At 70.9% G+C, this 15025-nt stretch carries 16 protein-coding genes; 6 read left to right on the top strand and 10 right to left on the bottom strand.

Annotated elements, in window-relative coordinates:
- Positions 1-118 precede the first annotated feature (118 nt).
- From E7742_RS03235 to E7742_RS03225, 3 genes are all read right to left on the bottom strand, one after another.
- A complete protein-coding gene (locus tag E7742_RS03235) occupies positions 119-439 on the bottom strand; it encodes a hypothetical protein (RefSeq protein WP_137797619.1) in 321 nt (106 codons plus the stop codon).
- A complete protein-coding gene (locus E7742_RS03230) occupies positions 436-1341 on the bottom strand; it encodes a PHP domain-containing protein (RefSeq protein WP_137797618.1) in 906 nt (301 codons plus the stop codon). The genes E7742_RS03235 and E7742_RS03230 overlap by 4 nt, the downstream gene beginning before the upstream one ends.
- 149 nt (positions 1342-1490) lie before the next feature.
- Entirely contained in the window at positions 1491-2078 is a 588-nt protein-coding gene (locus E7742_RS03225; RefSeq protein ID WP_137797617.1) for a suppressor of fused domain protein, read from the bottom strand.
- A 187-nt stretch (positions 2079-2265) separates the two neighbouring features.
- Between E7742_RS03225 and E7742_RS03220 the strand changes: the two genes are divergently transcribed.
- Positions 2266-3753, top strand: a complete 1488-nt coding sequence (locus tag E7742_RS03220; RefSeq protein ID WP_254699148.1) for an MFS transporter — start codon at positions 2266-2268, stop codon at positions 3751-3753.
- On the opposite strand, the gene E7742_RS03215 is transcribed toward E7742_RS03220, so the two are convergent.
- Positions 3684-4172, bottom strand: a complete 489-nt coding sequence (locus E7742_RS03215; protein ID WP_137797615.1) for a general stress protein — start codon at positions 4170-4172, stop codon at positions 3684-3686. The genes E7742_RS03220 and E7742_RS03215 overlap by 70 nt on opposite strands.
- A gap of 98 nt (positions 4173-4270) precedes the next feature.
- A complete protein-coding gene (locus E7742_RS03210; RefSeq protein WP_441346878.1) occupies positions 4271-5248 on the bottom strand; it encodes an HpcH/HpaI aldolase/citrate lyase family protein in 978 nt (325 codons plus the stop codon).
- 57 nt (positions 5249-5305) lie between these two features.
- Between E7742_RS03210 and E7742_RS03205 the strand changes: the two genes are divergently transcribed.
- The 4 genes from E7742_RS03205 to E7742_RS03190 all read left to right on the top strand — a co-directional run bounded on the left by E7742_RS03205 (position 5306) and on the right by E7742_RS03190 (position 9569).
- Positions 5306-6580 (top strand): magnesium transporter MgtE N-terminal domain-containing protein, encoded by a 1275-nt coding sequence (locus E7742_RS03205; protein ID WP_137797614.1) that lies wholly within the window; start codon positions 5306-5308, stop codon positions 6578-6580.
- On the top strand, positions 6573-7106 hold the full coding sequence (locus E7742_RS03200; protein ID WP_137797613.1) for a DUF1003 domain-containing protein: 534 nt from the start codon (positions 6573-6575) through the stop codon (positions 7104-7106). Before E7742_RS03205 ends, E7742_RS03200 begins: the two co-directional genes overlap by 8 nt.
- Before the next feature lie 164 nt (positions 7107-7270).
- The gene (locus E7742_RS03195) at positions 7271-8398 is read left to right on the top strand and encodes a lytic transglycosylase domain-containing protein (protein ID WP_137797612.1); all 1128 of its coding nucleotides are present in this window, start codon (positions 7271-7273) and stop codon (positions 8396-8398) included.
- 34 nt (positions 8399-8432) lie between these two features.
- Complete coding sequence (locus E7742_RS03190; protein ID WP_137797611.1) at positions 8433-9569, top strand: Mrp/NBP35 family ATP-binding protein; 1137 nt, start codon at positions 8433-8435, stop codon at positions 9567-9569.
- An 84-nt stretch (positions 9570-9653) separates the two neighbouring features.
- Here E7742_RS03190 and tatB read toward each other — a convergent pair whose 3' ends face one another.
- The 4 genes from tatB to sigE form a co-directional block, all read right to left on the bottom strand.
- Positions 9654-10046, bottom strand: a complete 393-nt coding sequence (gene tatB / locus E7742_RS03185) for a Sec-independent protein translocase protein TatB (RefSeq protein WP_137797610.1) — start codon at positions 10044-10046, stop codon at positions 9654-9656.
- 118 nt (positions 10047-10164) lie between these two features.
- Positions 10165-11679 carry a S1C family serine protease gene (locus E7742_RS03180; RefSeq protein WP_137797609.1) on the bottom strand — a complete coding sequence of 505 codons (1515 nt, stop codon included), beginning with the start codon at positions 11677-11679 and terminating at the stop codon, positions 10165-10167.
- A 77-nt stretch (positions 11680-11756) separates the two neighbouring features.
- Complete coding sequence (locus tag E7742_RS03175) at positions 11757-12119, bottom strand: RNA polymerase subunit sigma-70 (RefSeq protein ID WP_137797608.1); 363 nt, start codon at positions 12117-12119, stop codon at positions 11757-11759.
- 14 nt (positions 12120-12133) lie between these two features.
- On the bottom strand, positions 12134-12811 hold the full coding sequence (gene sigE / locus E7742_RS03170) for an RNA polymerase sigma factor SigE (protein WP_137797607.1): 678 nt from the start codon (positions 12809-12811) through the stop codon (positions 12134-12136).
- Positions 12812-13084: 273 nt separating this feature from the next.
- Between sigE and E7742_RS03165 the strand changes: the two genes are divergently transcribed.
- On the top strand, positions 13085-13717 hold the full coding sequence (locus tag E7742_RS03165) for an O-methyltransferase (RefSeq protein ID WP_137797606.1): 633 nt from the start codon (positions 13085-13087) through the stop codon (positions 13715-13717).
- 6 nt (positions 13718-13723) lie between these two features.
- Here the strand turns inward: E7742_RS03165 and glgC are convergent, their stop codons facing one another.
- Positions 13724-14938: a glucose-1-phosphate adenylyltransferase gene (glgC, locus tag E7742_RS03160; RefSeq protein WP_137797605.1), complete on the bottom strand. Its 1215-nt coding sequence runs from the start codon at positions 14936-14938 to the stop codon at positions 13724-13726.
- Between the last annotated feature and the right edge of the window lie 87 nt (positions 14939-15025).

Genomic DNA, 15025 nt, shown 5'->3' with positions numbered 1-15025 from the left:
AGTGCAGTAATTCTGCACCATCGCCGACCCGGAATCAAATCCGCCAGATCGGTCGCGAACTGTCGGAAAACGGCATCTACCTGCGTGGACGGTGAGACGGCCCGGGGGTCACCTCACCTCAGTTCCACCACTGTGTCCACAGCAACGCGCCGCTGACCACGAACACCGCGAGCGCGGCCAGCGCTGCACCGGCCCCGCGCCGCCGGTCGGCGACCACCTGCAGTCCCGTCACGATGATGCTCGCGGCCACATGCGCGGCGATCGACTCGCCGCCCGGGCCGGGAAAATCCCGGCTCGAGGCGAGGTAGCCCACGACCGCGACGACGACGGTCAGAACCAGCACCCCGCCGGTGGCCAGACCGGACAGCGCGCGCAGCATCCGCACGGCCCACCCGTCGGCGCGCCGCCGCCGGGCAGTTCCGAAGGCCTCGTACGTCACCGCGCGGTTCCGTCCGCCGTCACGCCGCCGACCACGGGCCCGCCCGTCGCCTCGTCCAGGACCGGGACGCCGGACGCGCGCGCGACGAGTTCGGCGAAGGCGTCCGGATCGGTGGTGTGCGTGGCCAGGTCGATCGTCTTGTTCGACCCGTGGTAGTCGGACGACCCGGTGGTCGGCAGGTCCAGTTCGCGTGCCAGCGAGCGCAGTAGCGCGACGTCGTCGGCCGCGTGATCGGGGTGGTCCACCTCGAGCCCCCCGAGCCCGCGTTCGGCAAGTTCCCGGATGTGGTCGAGTGACAGCAGCCGGCCTCGGCTGCGGGCACGCGCGTGCGCCACGACGCTGACGCCGCCCGCCGCGGCCACCATGTCGACCGCACGCTCGAGCGGGGTGTCGACCTTCTCGACGTAGTACGGGCTGCGCGTGGACAGCAGGTCGGTGAACGCCGCCCCCACGCTGTCGACGACTCCGGCGTCGACGAGGGCCCGGGCCAGATGCGGGCGCCCGACGGCGGGGCCGGCGGAGCTCAGCACGGCGTCCGGATCGATCGGCAATCCGTCCGCGGCCATCCGCTCGGCCATCGCCCGCAGTCGGGCGACACGCTCGCCGCGCAGTCGCTCCCGCTCGGCCGCGAACTCGCGGGCATCCGGATCGAACAGGTAGGCCAGCAGATGCACCGCCACCGGGCGTCCGTCCTCGCCGCGCCCCTCGCACGACATCTCCATGCCCCGCACCAGTCGCAGCCCGGACGGGAGCGTCGCGGCGGCTTCCGCCCACCCCGCAGTGGTGTCGTGGTCGGTGATCGCGACCACGTCCACGCCGGCGTCCGCGGCCGCCCGCACGAGTTCGGCCGGGGTGTCCGTGCCGTCGGACGCGGTCGAATGGGTGTGGAGATCGATACGCACCGACCCAGTGTCTCAGGTCCCGGAAGTCGGCGCCGCGCGCGTCCGCCCGGCACCCGGCCCCGAGAGACCGGAATCACGCCCGCCCGGCCGTCCGGCCGCCCATCAGGACATGCTGCGCGACAGGGTCTTTCGTCGCGGACGTGACCCGCTCAGAGAGTGGCGGCGGCGCGGCGCGGGTCGCGGACGTCGATACCGGCCTCGTCCCACGCCTCGCGCAGGGCCGCGGCGCCGCGCAGGCGTACCCACGCCGCCTCGGTCCCGGTGAGCGGGGCCACCTCGAGGAACTGCACGGGGTCGAGCGGCTCGGGCAGCGCCAGCTCGGGAATCTCGCTCTCGCCGAGCAGGACCGCCGTGAACGGCGCACCCTTCCACAACGGCTCCCCCAGGTCGACCAATCCGTCGGGTCGCAGCACCACGCCCTCCACCGACGGTGCGGCGGCCAGCACGGCGAGCGTCTTGTGCACCCCGGACGCCACCCCGGCGCCGCCGGTGAGCGTCAGGACCAGTTCGGCGCGGGGACCGCGCGTGGGGTCGGCGATCATGTCGCTCGGATCCCCCATCGGGTGCCGGGAACAACCGAGCGTCGCGTACCGCACGGGTGAACCGTCCTCCCCCGGGTAGCGCAGGACGTCGACGGGCTCGACCCCCAGGAAGGTCACCGAGGCAGTGCTCGGCGCGGGGCCACCGATGTACCGGTCCAGATGTGCGCGTACGGCGGAGACAACGCTGTCAGTCACACGTCCATCTAACACCTGCGGCCCGGCCCGTCCGGCGCCCGCTCTCCCGCCTACAGGGAGGAGGGTTGGACACCCCGGAGTCGACCCCGTAGCTAATGAGTTACCCCTTTTCGCCAGCGAGCGATGTCCCCGAGCGACCCGCGAATACCCGCGTTCGTCTGCCGGCCCGACGTTCCAGGAGCTCCGTTTGTCTCGTTCCACCCGGCCCACCCCCGCCCCGTTGCTGACCGCGACGCTCTGCTTCGTCATCCTGGTCATCTCGACGCAGCAGACCGTCGTGATGCCGCTGGCGGCCACCATCGGTCGCCAACTCGACGTCGGCATCACCGCGATCGGTTGGACGCTCACGGCCGGCTTCCTCTCGGCTGCGGTCACGACGCCGGTCGCGGGCCGGATGGCCGACCTGCGGTGCAAACGCACCGTGCTGCTCGCGGTCCTCACGATCGTCCTCGCGGGTTCGCTGCTCGCGGCCGTCACCGCGTCGCTGCCACTGCTGATCCTCGCCCGGGTGTTGCAGGGCGTCTCGTTCGCCGCCTTCCCCGTGTGCCTGGCGATCCTGCGCGACGAACTCCCGCCGCGCCGGCTGACGTCGTCGATGGGATTGCTCTCGGGCACGCTGGGATTCGGCGGAGCCGTGGGCATGGTGCTGACCGGCCTGGTGGTGCCTGCGGATGCGGACTACCGCCGCGCGTTCTGGCTCGCCAGCGTGCTGACGATGATCGCGATCGTCGCCGTCCCGGCGGTGGTACCGGCCCGCCGCAACCCCGCGGCCGGGCGGGTCGACTGGACGGGCGCGGCGCTGCTGGGGACAGGACTGGTGCTGGTCCTGCTGCCGCTGTCCGAGGGCGGGAGCTGGGGATGGTCCTCCCCCGCCACGATCGGGTGCGCGGTGGCCGGAATCGTCGTCCTGGCCGGGTGGTTCGCCGTGGAACGGCGCCTCGAGCACCCGCTGGTACCGACCGAGATGTTCACGCACCGTCCGGTGCTGTGCACGCACCTGGCCGGGTTGCTGGTAGGGGCCGGGATGTTCGTCAACATCACCACGCTCGTCTACTTCGTCCAGACCGATCGGGACCTGGCGGGGTACGGGTTCGGCGCCACCCCGATGCAGGCCGGGCTCGTCTACATCCTGCCGGGAGCGAGCGTCGGCGTCCTCGCCTCGATCTGCAGCGGGGCGCTCATCCACCGGTTCGGCGCCCGGGTCGTCATGACCGTCTCGGGCGTGCTCGGCCTGGCCGGATTCGGCTTCCTCGTGGCGGCGCACGAGACCACGTGGCAGCTGATCACCGGCTCGATGGTCGCGTCGGCGTTCACGAGCCTGGCGTACGCCGCCATGCCGGCGCTGCTGGTCGCCGAGGTCGCCCCGAACCGGACCGGGGTCGCGAACAGCGTCAACTCGATCGCCCGCACCGCGGGCAGTTCGGTGGCCAGTGCGCTACTGGCGACGATGCTGGCCGCGTTCACGGTCGGCGGCACGACCGTCTCTCGCGTCGACGCGTACCTCGCCGCGTTCGGGTGTGGCGCGGTGTGCGCGGTCGGCGCCACGGTGGCCGTGTTGGTCGGCACGGCTCGGCGACGCGGCGTCGGCCCGACGAGCGAGCCGGGTCAGAGCGCGAGCCGCGCCAGCATGTCGCGTGCGGACTCGGCCGTCTTGGGATCGCACAGCACGTCGTAACGCCCGGCGACCAGTTGCATGGTCGACGAGAAATCGCGCGTACCACGGGTCGCCGCGTACGGGATGGTCGTCGAGATCACCCCGAAGATGATGCCGCCGACGATGCCGACCAGCAGCGGGCCGAGCAGGCCGTTCGTGAAGATGCCCAGCAGCAGCCCCAGGAACACGCCCAGCCAGGCGCCCGAAACGATGCCGCCGCCAATGACTTTGGCCCACGTGAGACGGCCCAGAACGCGCTCGACCTGCATGAGGTCGACGCCGACGATGGTCACGTCCTCGACCGAGAACTGTTGGTCGGACAGGTAGTCGACCGCCCGCTGGGCCTCGGCGTACGTCGGATACGAGCCGATCGGCCAGCCGGTCGGCGGCGTCGGTAGCCCCCGGCCGGCGCGGTTCGGTTGCGAGAGTGGATTCGTCATCGTCTTCGTCTCTCTGCTCGGGGCACGTGATATGTCCGGTTTTACCGATGTTCGGGCGTCATATCAATCCAATTGTGCCCGGCGGGGCGCGCGCTCGCCTACCCGTTCGTGGGCGGAGTGAAACTGACCGTCCGCGCCATCCCGGCCGCACGACCCTTGGCCGAGATGACCAGCGCCATCTTGCGACTCGCCTCGTCGATCATCTCGTCGCCGAGCATGACCGCACCGCGCGCACCGCCGGCCGCCGAGGTGTGGAACTCGTAGGCGTCGAGGATCAGCTCTGCCTGGTCGAAGTCCTCCTGGCGAGGACTGAAGACCTCGTTGGCGGCGTCGATCTGCGTGGGGTGCAGCACCCACTTGCCGTCGAAGCCCAGCGCGGCGGTGCGCTGCGCCGACCGGCGGAAGGCGTCGACGTCGCGGATCTGCAGGTACGGCCCGTCGATGGCCTGGAGGTCGTGGGCGCGGGCCGCCATGAGGATCGTCATGAGGATGTGGTGGTACGCGTCGCCGCGGTCGTAGCCCTGGGGCTGCTCGCCGACCACGAGCGTGCGCATGTTGATGCTCGCCATGAAGTCCGCGGGCCCGAACACCAGCGTCTGCACACGCGGGCTCGCGGTCGCGATCGCGTCGATGTTCGTCAGCCCGATGGCGTTCTCGATCTGCGGCTCGATCCCGATGCGTCCCACCTCGAGCCCGTTGGCCTTCTCGATCTGGGTCAGCAGCAGATCGAGCGCCTGGACATGGCTGGCGTCGGGCACCTTCGGCAGCAGGACCGCGTCGAGATTCGCACCCGCCCCACCCACGACGGTCGCGATGTCGGCGTGCGTCCACTCGGTGGTCCAGTCGTTGACGCGGACCACCTTGATCTGGTCGCCCCAGCCGTCCTCGTTGAGCGCGTCGACGATGCGCTCGCGGGCCTCGGCCTTCGCGATCGGCGCGACGGCGTCCTCGAGGTCGAGGAAGATCTCGTCGGCCGGAAGACCCTTGGCCTTGTCGATCATCTTGCGGCTCGAACCGGGTACCGCCAGGACGGACCGACGCGGCCGGAGGCGAGGGGTCAGGGTCCCAGCGGTCATGGCGGGCGGTCCTCCCGAATTCAGTGGATCACGAGGCAAGGATCTAGCCTTTTCATCATGGCAGCTGTGAACAAGGTATTCGCAGCCAGGCTCGCCGGCCTGGTGGTCCTCGGACCGGACGGTGAGTCGATCGGGCGTGTGCGGGACGTGGTGCTCACCATCCGAATCGGGCGTCAGCCCCCGCGGGTGCTGGGGCTGGTCATCGAGATGTTCACGCGCAAGCGAATATTCGTGCCGATGCTCCGCGTCACCGCGATCGAGCCGGGGTCGGTCACGCTCCGCACCGGCAACGTCAGTCTCCGCCGGTTCGACCAGCGCCCCACCGAGGTCCTCGCCCTCGCACAGGTCCTCGACTCGCATGTACGCATCGACGACCCCGAGGTCACCGAGACGATCGGTACCGACGTCGTGATCGTCGACCTCGGCATCGAACTGACCCGCACCCGGGACTGGGTCGTCTCGCGGGTCGCGGTGCGCGCACACCGCGGCCGGCTCGGCCGGCGTACCGCGATCCACGTCGTCGACTGGCAGCACGTCCACGGCCTGACCCCCACCGCACTCGCGATGCCCGGGCAGGGTGTCTCCCAGCTCCTCATGCAGTTCGAGGGCATGCGTCCGGCCGACGTCGCGCACGCGATGCGCGAACTCCCCGAGAAACGCCGCCACGAGGTGGCCCTGGCGCTCGACGACGAACGACTGGCCGACGTCGTGCAGGAGCTGCCGGCCGACGACCAGACCGACCTGCTGCTCCACCTGAAGGTGGAGCGGGCCGCGGACGTCCTCGTCGCGATGGATCCCGACGACGCCGCCGACGTCCTCGGTGGACTCCCCGAGACGGACGCCGAGTCGCTCCTGCAGTTGATGGACCCGCAGGACTCCGAGCCGGTCCGCCGCCTGCTCGAGCACTCCCCCGACACCGCGGGCGGTCTCATGACACCCGAACCGGTGGTGCTCACGCCGTCGACCACGGTCGCGGAGGCGCTCGCCCGCGCGCGGAACGAGGACCTCACACCGGCACTGGCCAGCATGGTGTTCGTGGTGCGGCCGCCCACCGCCACCCCGACGGGCCGCTACCTGGGCTGTGTTCATCTGCAACGGTTACTGCGAGAACCGCCCGCGAGCCTCGTCGGTGGTGTGCTCGACGACGACCTGCCGCGCCTCGATCCGGAGGATTCCCTGGCGACCGTCACCCGCTTCTTCGCCACCTACAACCTGGTGTGCGCACCCGTCGTCGACGACGAGCACCACCTGCTCGGCGCCGTGACGGTCGACGACGTCCTCGACCACCTCCTGCCCACCGACTGGCGCGAGGAGGAGACCGCCGATGAGTGAACCGGGCGCACGGCAGCGGCTCGACACGCCGCGGGGCACGCGGGGGCTGCGATTCCACATCGACGTCGAGGCCGTCGGCCGGGTCAGCGAGAGCATCGCACGATTCCTCGGCACGGGCCGGTACCTGGTCATCCAGACCGTGATCGTCATCGTCTGGGTGGCGCTGAACGTCTTCGCGGTACAGCTGCAGTGGGACCCGTACCCGTTCATCCTGTTGAATCTGGCGTTCTCGACCCAGGCGGCGTACGCGGCGCCGTTGATCCTGCTGGCCCAGAACCGCCAGGAGAACCGCGACCGGGTGGCGCTCGAGGAGGACCGCGCCCGCGCGGCACAGACCAAGGCGGACACCGAATTCCTCGCCCGCGAGCTGGCCGCGCTGCGGTTGGCGGTCGGTGAGGTCGCGACGCGCGACTACCTGCGGCGCGAACTCGACGACATTCGCCAGCTGCTCGCCGAACGCGACGACCGTGCCGCCGACGACGGTGAGACGACGGCCGGCCCCAAACCGCGCTCCGGACGCAAGTAGGCCGCAGCCGGACTCTCCCGACGTTCTTCCCGGGCTCCGCGGAACCCCGACACGACACGTCACCGATATGTAACGTGTGTCACAGCGATCGAGATGTACCCGGCGAGGTCTCGGATCGGTTGCGAGAGCATGGATGCAGGTTTCTGCAAGGAGGGGTCGTAAGCGTGCGTGTTCGTGGAGTCGTCGGTGTGTCCGCCCTCGTCCTTGCCGGAGCCGTGACCGTGGCGTCGTCGGTCGGTGGCGTGTTCGACTCGCCGTCGGCCGAGTCGGAGAACACCGCCGCGACCCACACGCTGGGGGCCCCGACCACCACGGAGGCGCCCGCCGCGCAGGCCGCGCTGATGCCGACGGTCGGGCTGGTGCCCGCGGCTCCGCGTCCCGAGCGGCAACTGCGGACCGGGAAACCCGCACTGGCTCCGGCGCTTCCGGATCCCACTGCGCTGCCACCGGGCACAGCGGCGCCCCGCTCGGTGCCCGTCCCGGTCATCGTCGGTCCGCTCGGAATCCCCGAGATCGTGCTCAACGCCTATCGATCGGCGGAGCTGGCGATCGCCGGCGCCCAACCCGGGTGCGGGCTGTCGTGGAACCTGCTCGCCGGCATCGGGAAGATCGAGTCCGGCCATGCCGGCGGCGGGCAGACCGACGCGGCCGGCACCACCGTCACGCCGATCCTCGGCCCCACTCTCAACGGGCATCTGGCGGGCAACGAGGTCATCACCGACACCGACCGCGGCGCACTCGACGGGGACGCGGCCCACGACCGCGCGGTGGGACCGATGCAGTTCATTCCCAGTACGTGGGCGCGGTACGCGTCGGACGGCAACGGTGACGGCGTCGCCGACCCGAACAATGTCTTCGACGCCGCCCTGGCCGCGGCCCGCTACCTGTGCTCGGGCGGCCTGGACCTGCGCGATCCCGCGCAGGAGTCGCGGGCGGTGCTGCGCTACAACAACTCGACGTCGTACCTGGCGAACGTGCTGGCGTGGTCCACGGCGTACCGCACCGGCGGAACCGCCGCGCCGGCGGTCCCGGTGGTCCCCGCACCGCCGCAGCGGTCCCTGGACTCGGAGGTGGACGTCGAGGCGGCCGCGCCGCCGTCGACCTCGCCCGGCACGCCCGCGCCGCCGTCGGCCACCGCGCCTCCCGAGACCTCGCCGACCGGCGCCGCTCCGGCCCCGGTCCTCGCGCCGCTCCCGCTGCCGACGGTCCCCGGACTGCCGCAACTGCCGTGCCTCGTCTTCTGCCCTCCCCCGGCGCAGGACGCGGCGGCTGCCCCGGGACCGACGCCCTGACCGGGGTCCGTACCGCGCCGCCTACCATGGGGGCATGGCAGCCCTGACCGAGACCGCCGTCCGCACCGCACTGTCCCGCGTGCAGGACCCCGAGATCCGTAAACCCATCACGGAACTGGGGATGGTCAAGAGCATCGAGATCGGTGACGACGGCAGTGTCGACATCGGTATCTACCTGACCACCGCCGGCTGTCCGCTGCGCACGGAGATCACCCAGCGGGTGACCAAGGCGGTCGCCGACGTCGACGGTGCCGGCGCCGTCCGGGTCGAGCTCGACGTGATGAACGACGAGCAGCGCACCGAACTCCGCCGGTCCCTGCGCGGCGACTCCGCCGAGCCGGTGATCCCGTTCGCACAGCCCGGCTCGCTCACCCGTGTGTACGCGGTCGCCTCCGGCAAGGGCGGTGTCGGAAAGTCCAGCGTCACCGTCAACCTCGCGGCCGCCATGGCCGCCAAGGGGCTGTCGGTGGGTGTCCTCGACGCCGACATCTACGGCCACTCGGTGCCCCGCATGCTCGGCACCGACGCCAAGCCGACCCAGGTCGAGCGGATGATCATGCCGCCGCAGGCGCACGACGTGAAGCTGATCTCCATCGCGCAGTTCACGCAGGGCAACACGCCCGTCGTCTGGCGTGGACCGATGCTGCACCGGGCGCTGCAGCAGTTCCTCGCCGACGTCTTCTGGGGTGATCTGGACGTCCTGCTGCTCGATCTGCCGCCCGGCACCGGAGATGTCGCCATCTCGGTCGCCCAGCTGATTCCGGGTGCCGAGATCCTCGTCGTCACCACGCCCCAGCAGGCGGCGGCCGAGGTGGCCGAGCGGGCCGGCGCGATCGCGCTCCAGACGCGTCAGCGCATTGCCGGTGTCGTGGAGAACATGTCGTGGATGGAGCTTCCCGACGGGACCCGTATGGAGGTCTTCGGTTCGGGTGGCGGCCAGGCCGTGGCCGATCGTCTCACCCGCGCCGTCGGCGCGAACGTGCCGTTGCTGGGCCAGATTCCGCTCGAGCAGGCCGTGCGCGAGGGCGGTGACTCGGGTCTCCCGATCGTGCTCGGCGCCCCCGACTCGCCCGCCGGCACCGCGCTGCGCGAGATCGCGGACAAGCTGTCCGTGCGCTCGCGGGGGCTCGCCGGCATGTCTCTCGGCATCGACACCGTCCGGCATCTCTGACAGCCGACGTACGACGAGGGCCGGGCCCGCCTTCTCCGTGGATCGGAGGGCGGGCCCGGCCCGTTGTCGTCGGTTCGGTGTGCGTCAGGTGGCGTCGGGGTCGACCGGCGGCCGCTCGCCGGCGGCCAGCGTCTTCGATTCCGGAGGACCGGGCGGCGTCGACGTGTCGGTGTTCGGCTTGCTGTCGAACTTCCCGGTGAGGATCGAGTCGTCACCGTCGAGCAGGTGCTTGGTGATGACCGCGCGCGGTGTCATCCCGCGCAGCTCGTTGAGTTCCGACAGCGGCTTGCGCAGGTCGTCGAACTCGGGCCCCAGCTCGTCCTTGAGCTGCTGGCTGGCTCCGCTCGCGTAGTCGCGCACCTGTCGCATGGTCTTGGTGACCCAGCTGACCGCGCCGGGAAGACGCTCGGGTCCGAGGATCACGAGCGCCGCCACGAGGAGCACCATGAATTCGCCCCACCCGATGTTGCCAAACACGAGTTCAGGGTACGTGGTGATGCACGGAATATCTCGTGCGATCGCCGAATATCACATGAACGTCACGTAGCAGGCGGGCACGGGGCCTCGGCCGGGTTCCCGCGGACACTGCCCGATCTCAGTCGGACTGGGGCGTGACCTGCACGTCCACGGGTCGTCCGGACCGGATCAACTGGACGGTCACGGGCTGGCCGGGCTTCTGGTCGTGGACCGCCACCACCAGTTCGTCGGCGCTCGCCACCGTCCGGTCGCCCACCTTCACGATCACGTCGCCCTCGACGATCCCCGCCCCGGCGGCCGGGCTGCCGGACTGGACGTTGGCCACCTCGGCGCCGCTGGTCGCGTCGTTGACGACGGTGCGCGCGTTGACGCCGATCTCGGGGTGGTGCATGACGCCGCTGCGGATCAGCTCCTGCGCCACCGCCGTCACGTCGTCGATCGGGATGGCGAACCCGAGGCCCACCGAGCCACCGCTCTCCGACCGGATCGCGGAGTTGATGCCGATCACGCGTCCGTCCATGTCGATCAGCGGACCGCCCGAGTTGCCGGGGTTGATCGCGGCGTCGGTCTGCACGGCGTCGATGACGGCGTCCGTGTCGGTGCCCTCGCCGCTCAGCCGGACCGGGCGGTTGAGCGCACTGACGATGCCGCGGGTGACGGTCTTGCTGAGTCCCAGCGGGGACCCGACGGCGACGACGTCCTGACCGACCCGCACGTCCGCGGACGTGCCGAGGTCGGCGACGGTGGGGTTGCGCACCTCGGTCTTCAGCACGGCCAGGTCGGTCTTGATGTCGCGGCCGACGATCTCGCCGGGCACCTTGGTGCCGTCGGCGAACGTGACGCGGATCGTCGACGCGGCCGGGTCGGTCGCCGCCATCGAGATCACGTGGTTGTTGGTGACGATGTATCCGGCACCGTCGACGACGACCCCGGACCCGGTCCCGGACTGGTCGCCGTGCGCCACCTGGATCGACACGACCGCCGGCAACACCGCGTCCGCGACCTCGGCGATCCGGCCCACGGGCGCGTCGTCGTCCCCGCCGGACTGCGACAGTGTCACGCGGTCACTGGTGAGCGCGCCGCGGTCGGACGTCGCGGCGACGGCGACGAGCCCCCCGACCAGTCCGATCGCGAGCGCGAGGGCGGCCAGCGCCGCGAGCGCCCTCCGGTCGATCCGCTCACCGAAGAGCACGTCGCGCAGCGTCAGCTTGGGCGCCTCCGGGTCCCGGTTCTCGGCGGTCGGCGGCTGCGCGGGAGCGCCGAGACGCACCGGCGCGGCGGGGTCCCGCCACGGATCCGCGGCCGCGGCGTCCTCCCCGAGCACGGGGTCGGCCTCGGGACCACGCTGCAACGACTCCTGCTCGCCCGGCGGCCGGCCGAAGGCCTCCGCCAGCACGGCGTCGGGACGACCGACGTGGACGGCGGGCCGGTGCGGGGCGGGAGTGCGGGGGCCGAACGACGCGTCGACGTCCGCCGGACGGCCGAACGCTCGTTCCGCGGCCGGGTCGACGTGCGGACGGTACACCGGTCGCGGCGCCAGACGCGGCCGGTCCGTGGAGTCGGCACCGGTGTGCGCGCTCCGGTCGGCGGCGTCGTCGCCCGCGGCCCCGGGGGTTCTCGAATCCGCCGTCACGCGTGCTGGTCCCCCTCGTGTGCGTCAGTCACGCCTGCCAGTATCACCGATGCGTCCCGCAGCGACCCGACGGCACGTCACCGTCGACGGCGGAACGGCCACCGGCGGGCGAGGTCGCTGTCGGGATCGAACGAGATGATGCCGGGCGCGGTGTCCCGCGTGGGACGCGGTTCCGGCTCGGGGTGATGACAGCGGGGAATCTGGCTGAGCAGCCCGAAGAGGGAACTGGGCATCGAGACGTCGGACGCCGCCCGCCGCAACGCGATCCGCGCCTGCTGCTGGGCGTCCACCTCGGCTGCGCACTCGGGGCACAGCGACAGGTGCTGGGAGGCCCGCAGGTAGGCGTTCATGCGGAGTTCGCCGTCGACGTAGGCGGCGATCGCCTCGCTCGCCAGATGTTCGGTGGAACCGAACCGACGAGGTCCGCGCGCCTGCGTCATCGCACCCTCCTGAATCAATACCCGATGCCGATCCGTTCCGAGTCCACCTTGCCACTCGCCGCGAGATGCTCGCGCAGCGCCTGCCGTCCGCGGTGGATCCTGCTGCGCACAGTACCCAGCTTCACTCCCAGTGTGGCACCGATCTCCTCGTACGAGAGGCCCTCGATGTCACACAGGACGACGGCGGCACGGAACTCCGGTGCCAGCGAGTCCAGCGCCGACTGCAGGTCCGGCGCGAGCCGGGCGTCGTGGTAGATCTGCTCGGGGTTGGGCGAGTCCGACGGGACGCGGTCGTAGTCCTCGGGCAGCGCCTCCATGCGGATGCGGTTCCGGCGGCGGACCATGTCGAGGAACAGGTTGGTGGTGATGCGGTGCAGCCAGCCCTCGAACGTGCCGGGCTGGTAGTTCTGCAGCGACCGGAACACGCGGATGAAGGTGTCCTGGGTCAGGTCCTCGGCGTCCTGGGCGTTGCCGGAGAGACGGTAGGCGAGCCGGTACACGCGGTCGCCGTGCTCGCGCACCAGCTCCTCCCACGACGGCATCGCCGACTTGTCACCCGTGGCGTCGAACGCGGCCGTGCCGGTCGGTTCGGGCGCAGCGTGGTCGATGCCGTCCGCGGACACGCCGGAAACTGTGCCCGCCGTGGTTGCGTCGGCGGTGTCGTCGGGGAGTGTGCGTTCGGCATTGATCATGTGGATGGGTGGATCCTCCTACTCAGGACCGCGGATCACGAGGACTTCGGATTGTGGGGGTACAACTCCGGAGAGCCCGGAATTGTTCCCGACCACCGTCCGTAGGAATCGGTCTTCGTGATCTTCCCGCCGTGCGGTCTAGTCGTCCGGCGATGGATACACCTTCCCGTACCCCGCTATGTGGGAAATATGAGCAAGCTGAGCGGGGCCTGAGAATCTCGGCGCGAGCGAGCCTTGACAACTCGACGACCCGGCACGGCTAGCCTCTTATGCGTGTACACCAACGCCGAACGGATTCTCACTCACACCGAGGACACGATCCTCGAGGACGAGATGCTGACCTCCGCACGCGACCGCGCGACGGAACTCGGCGCCGCCCCGGTACCGCCGCCCGTCGGCGCCGCCCTCGCCCTGTTCGCGAAGATGCTCGACGCGAAGACCGTGGTGGAGGTCGGGAACGGCGCGGGAGTGAGCGGCCTCTGGCTGCTGCGTGGAATGCGCGAGGACGGTGTCCTCACCACGATCGACAGCGAGCCCGAGCACCAGCGGGCGGCCAAGCAGTCGTTCCGCCTGGCGGGGATCGCGCCGTCGCGCACCCGGCTGATCAACGGGCGCGCGCTCGACGTGCTGCCGCGGCTCGCCGACTCGGCCTACGACCTGGTGTTCGTCGACAACTCGCCGGCCGACCATCCGCACTTCGTGCGGGAGGGCGTCCGCCTGCTGCGTCCCGGCGGCGTCATCGTGCTGCACAACGCGCTGCTGGGGGGACGGGTGGTCGATCCCGGTCAGCGCGACGCCGCGACGGTCGCGGTCCGCGAGGCGGCGCGGGCGCTCGCCGAGGACGAGCGGCTCACCCGGGTGCTGTTCCCGGTCGGCGACGGCCTGCTGTGCGCGGCACGGATCTGACGCCCGTCAGATCCAGACGCCCTTCCCGATCGTCACCACGCCGCCGGTACTGACGGCGAACCGCTGCCGGTCGCGTTCGAGGTCCACGCCGATGATCTCGCCCTCCCCGACCACCACGTTCTTGTCGAGGATCGCGCGCCGGACGACGGCCCCCTTCCCCACCCGGACACCGGGCATCAGCACGCTGCCCTCCACGGTGGCGCCGTCCTCGACCATGACGTTGGAGCTGAGCACCGAGTTCCGGACGGTGGCCGCCGAGAGGATGGAGCCGGCGCCGACGACGGACTCCTGCGCGAGCCCGCCCTGCACGAATTTCGCCGGCGCCAGGTTCTCGGCGCCGCCGCGGATGGGCCATCGGCGGTTGTAGAGGTTGAACACCGGGTGGACCGAGACCAGGTCCATGTGGGCCTCGTAGAACGCGTCGATGGTTCCGACGTCACGCCAGTAGCCGCGGTCGCGGTCCGTCGCGCCGGGCACCACGTTGTTCTTGAAGTCGTAGACCGACGCGAGCCCGGCGTCGACCAGCGCCGGGATGATGTCCCCGCCCATGTCGTGGTCGGAGTCGGAGTTCTCCGAGTCGGCGCGGATCGCGTCGACCAGGACCTTGGTGGTGAACACGTAGTTCCCCATCGACGCGAACGTGGCGTTGGGGTCGTCGGGGGTGCCGGGCGGATGCGCCGGCTTCTCCAGGAACTGGGTGATCCGGCCGGACTCGTCGCTGTCGATGCACCCGAACGCGAACGCCTCGCTGCGCGGCACCCGGATGCCGGCGACCGTGACCCCGGCACCGGATTCGATGTGGTGCTGCACCATCTGCTCCGGGTCCATGCGGTACACGTGATCGGCGCCGAAGACGACGATGTACTCGGGGTCCTCGTCGTAGACCAGGTTGAGCGACTGGAAGATCGCATCGGCGCTGCCGGTGTACCAGCGCGGGCCGAGGCGCTGCTGCGCCGGCACCGGGGTGATGTACTCGCCGGCGAACCCGGACAACCGCCACGTCTGCGAGATGTGCCGGTCGAGCGAGTGCGACTTGTACTGGGTGAGCACGCAGATCCGCAGGTACCCGGCGTTGACCAGGTTGCTCAACACGAAGTCGATGAGCCGGTAGGCCCCACCGAACGGCACGGCCGGCTTGGCGCGGTCAGCCGTGAGCGGGTACAGGCGCTTGCCCTCGCCGCCGGCGAGCACGATCCCGAGCACATGGGGCTGACTCCTCACACCAGTCAACCTATCCGGCGGGGCCGGGCCGCCGCCAGCGTTGCAGGGAACACGCCCGGCGCCGCTGGCCGGGAACGGGTTCCGGCG

This window comes from Rhodococcus sp. SGAir0479 (assembly GCF_005484805.1).
GTDB lineage: Bacteria > Actinomycetota > Actinomycetes > Mycobacteriales > Mycobacteriaceae > Prescottella.
The sequence above is the reverse complement of the archived record's forward strand: the minus strand, read 5'-3'. Positions and strand labels throughout refer to the sequence as shown.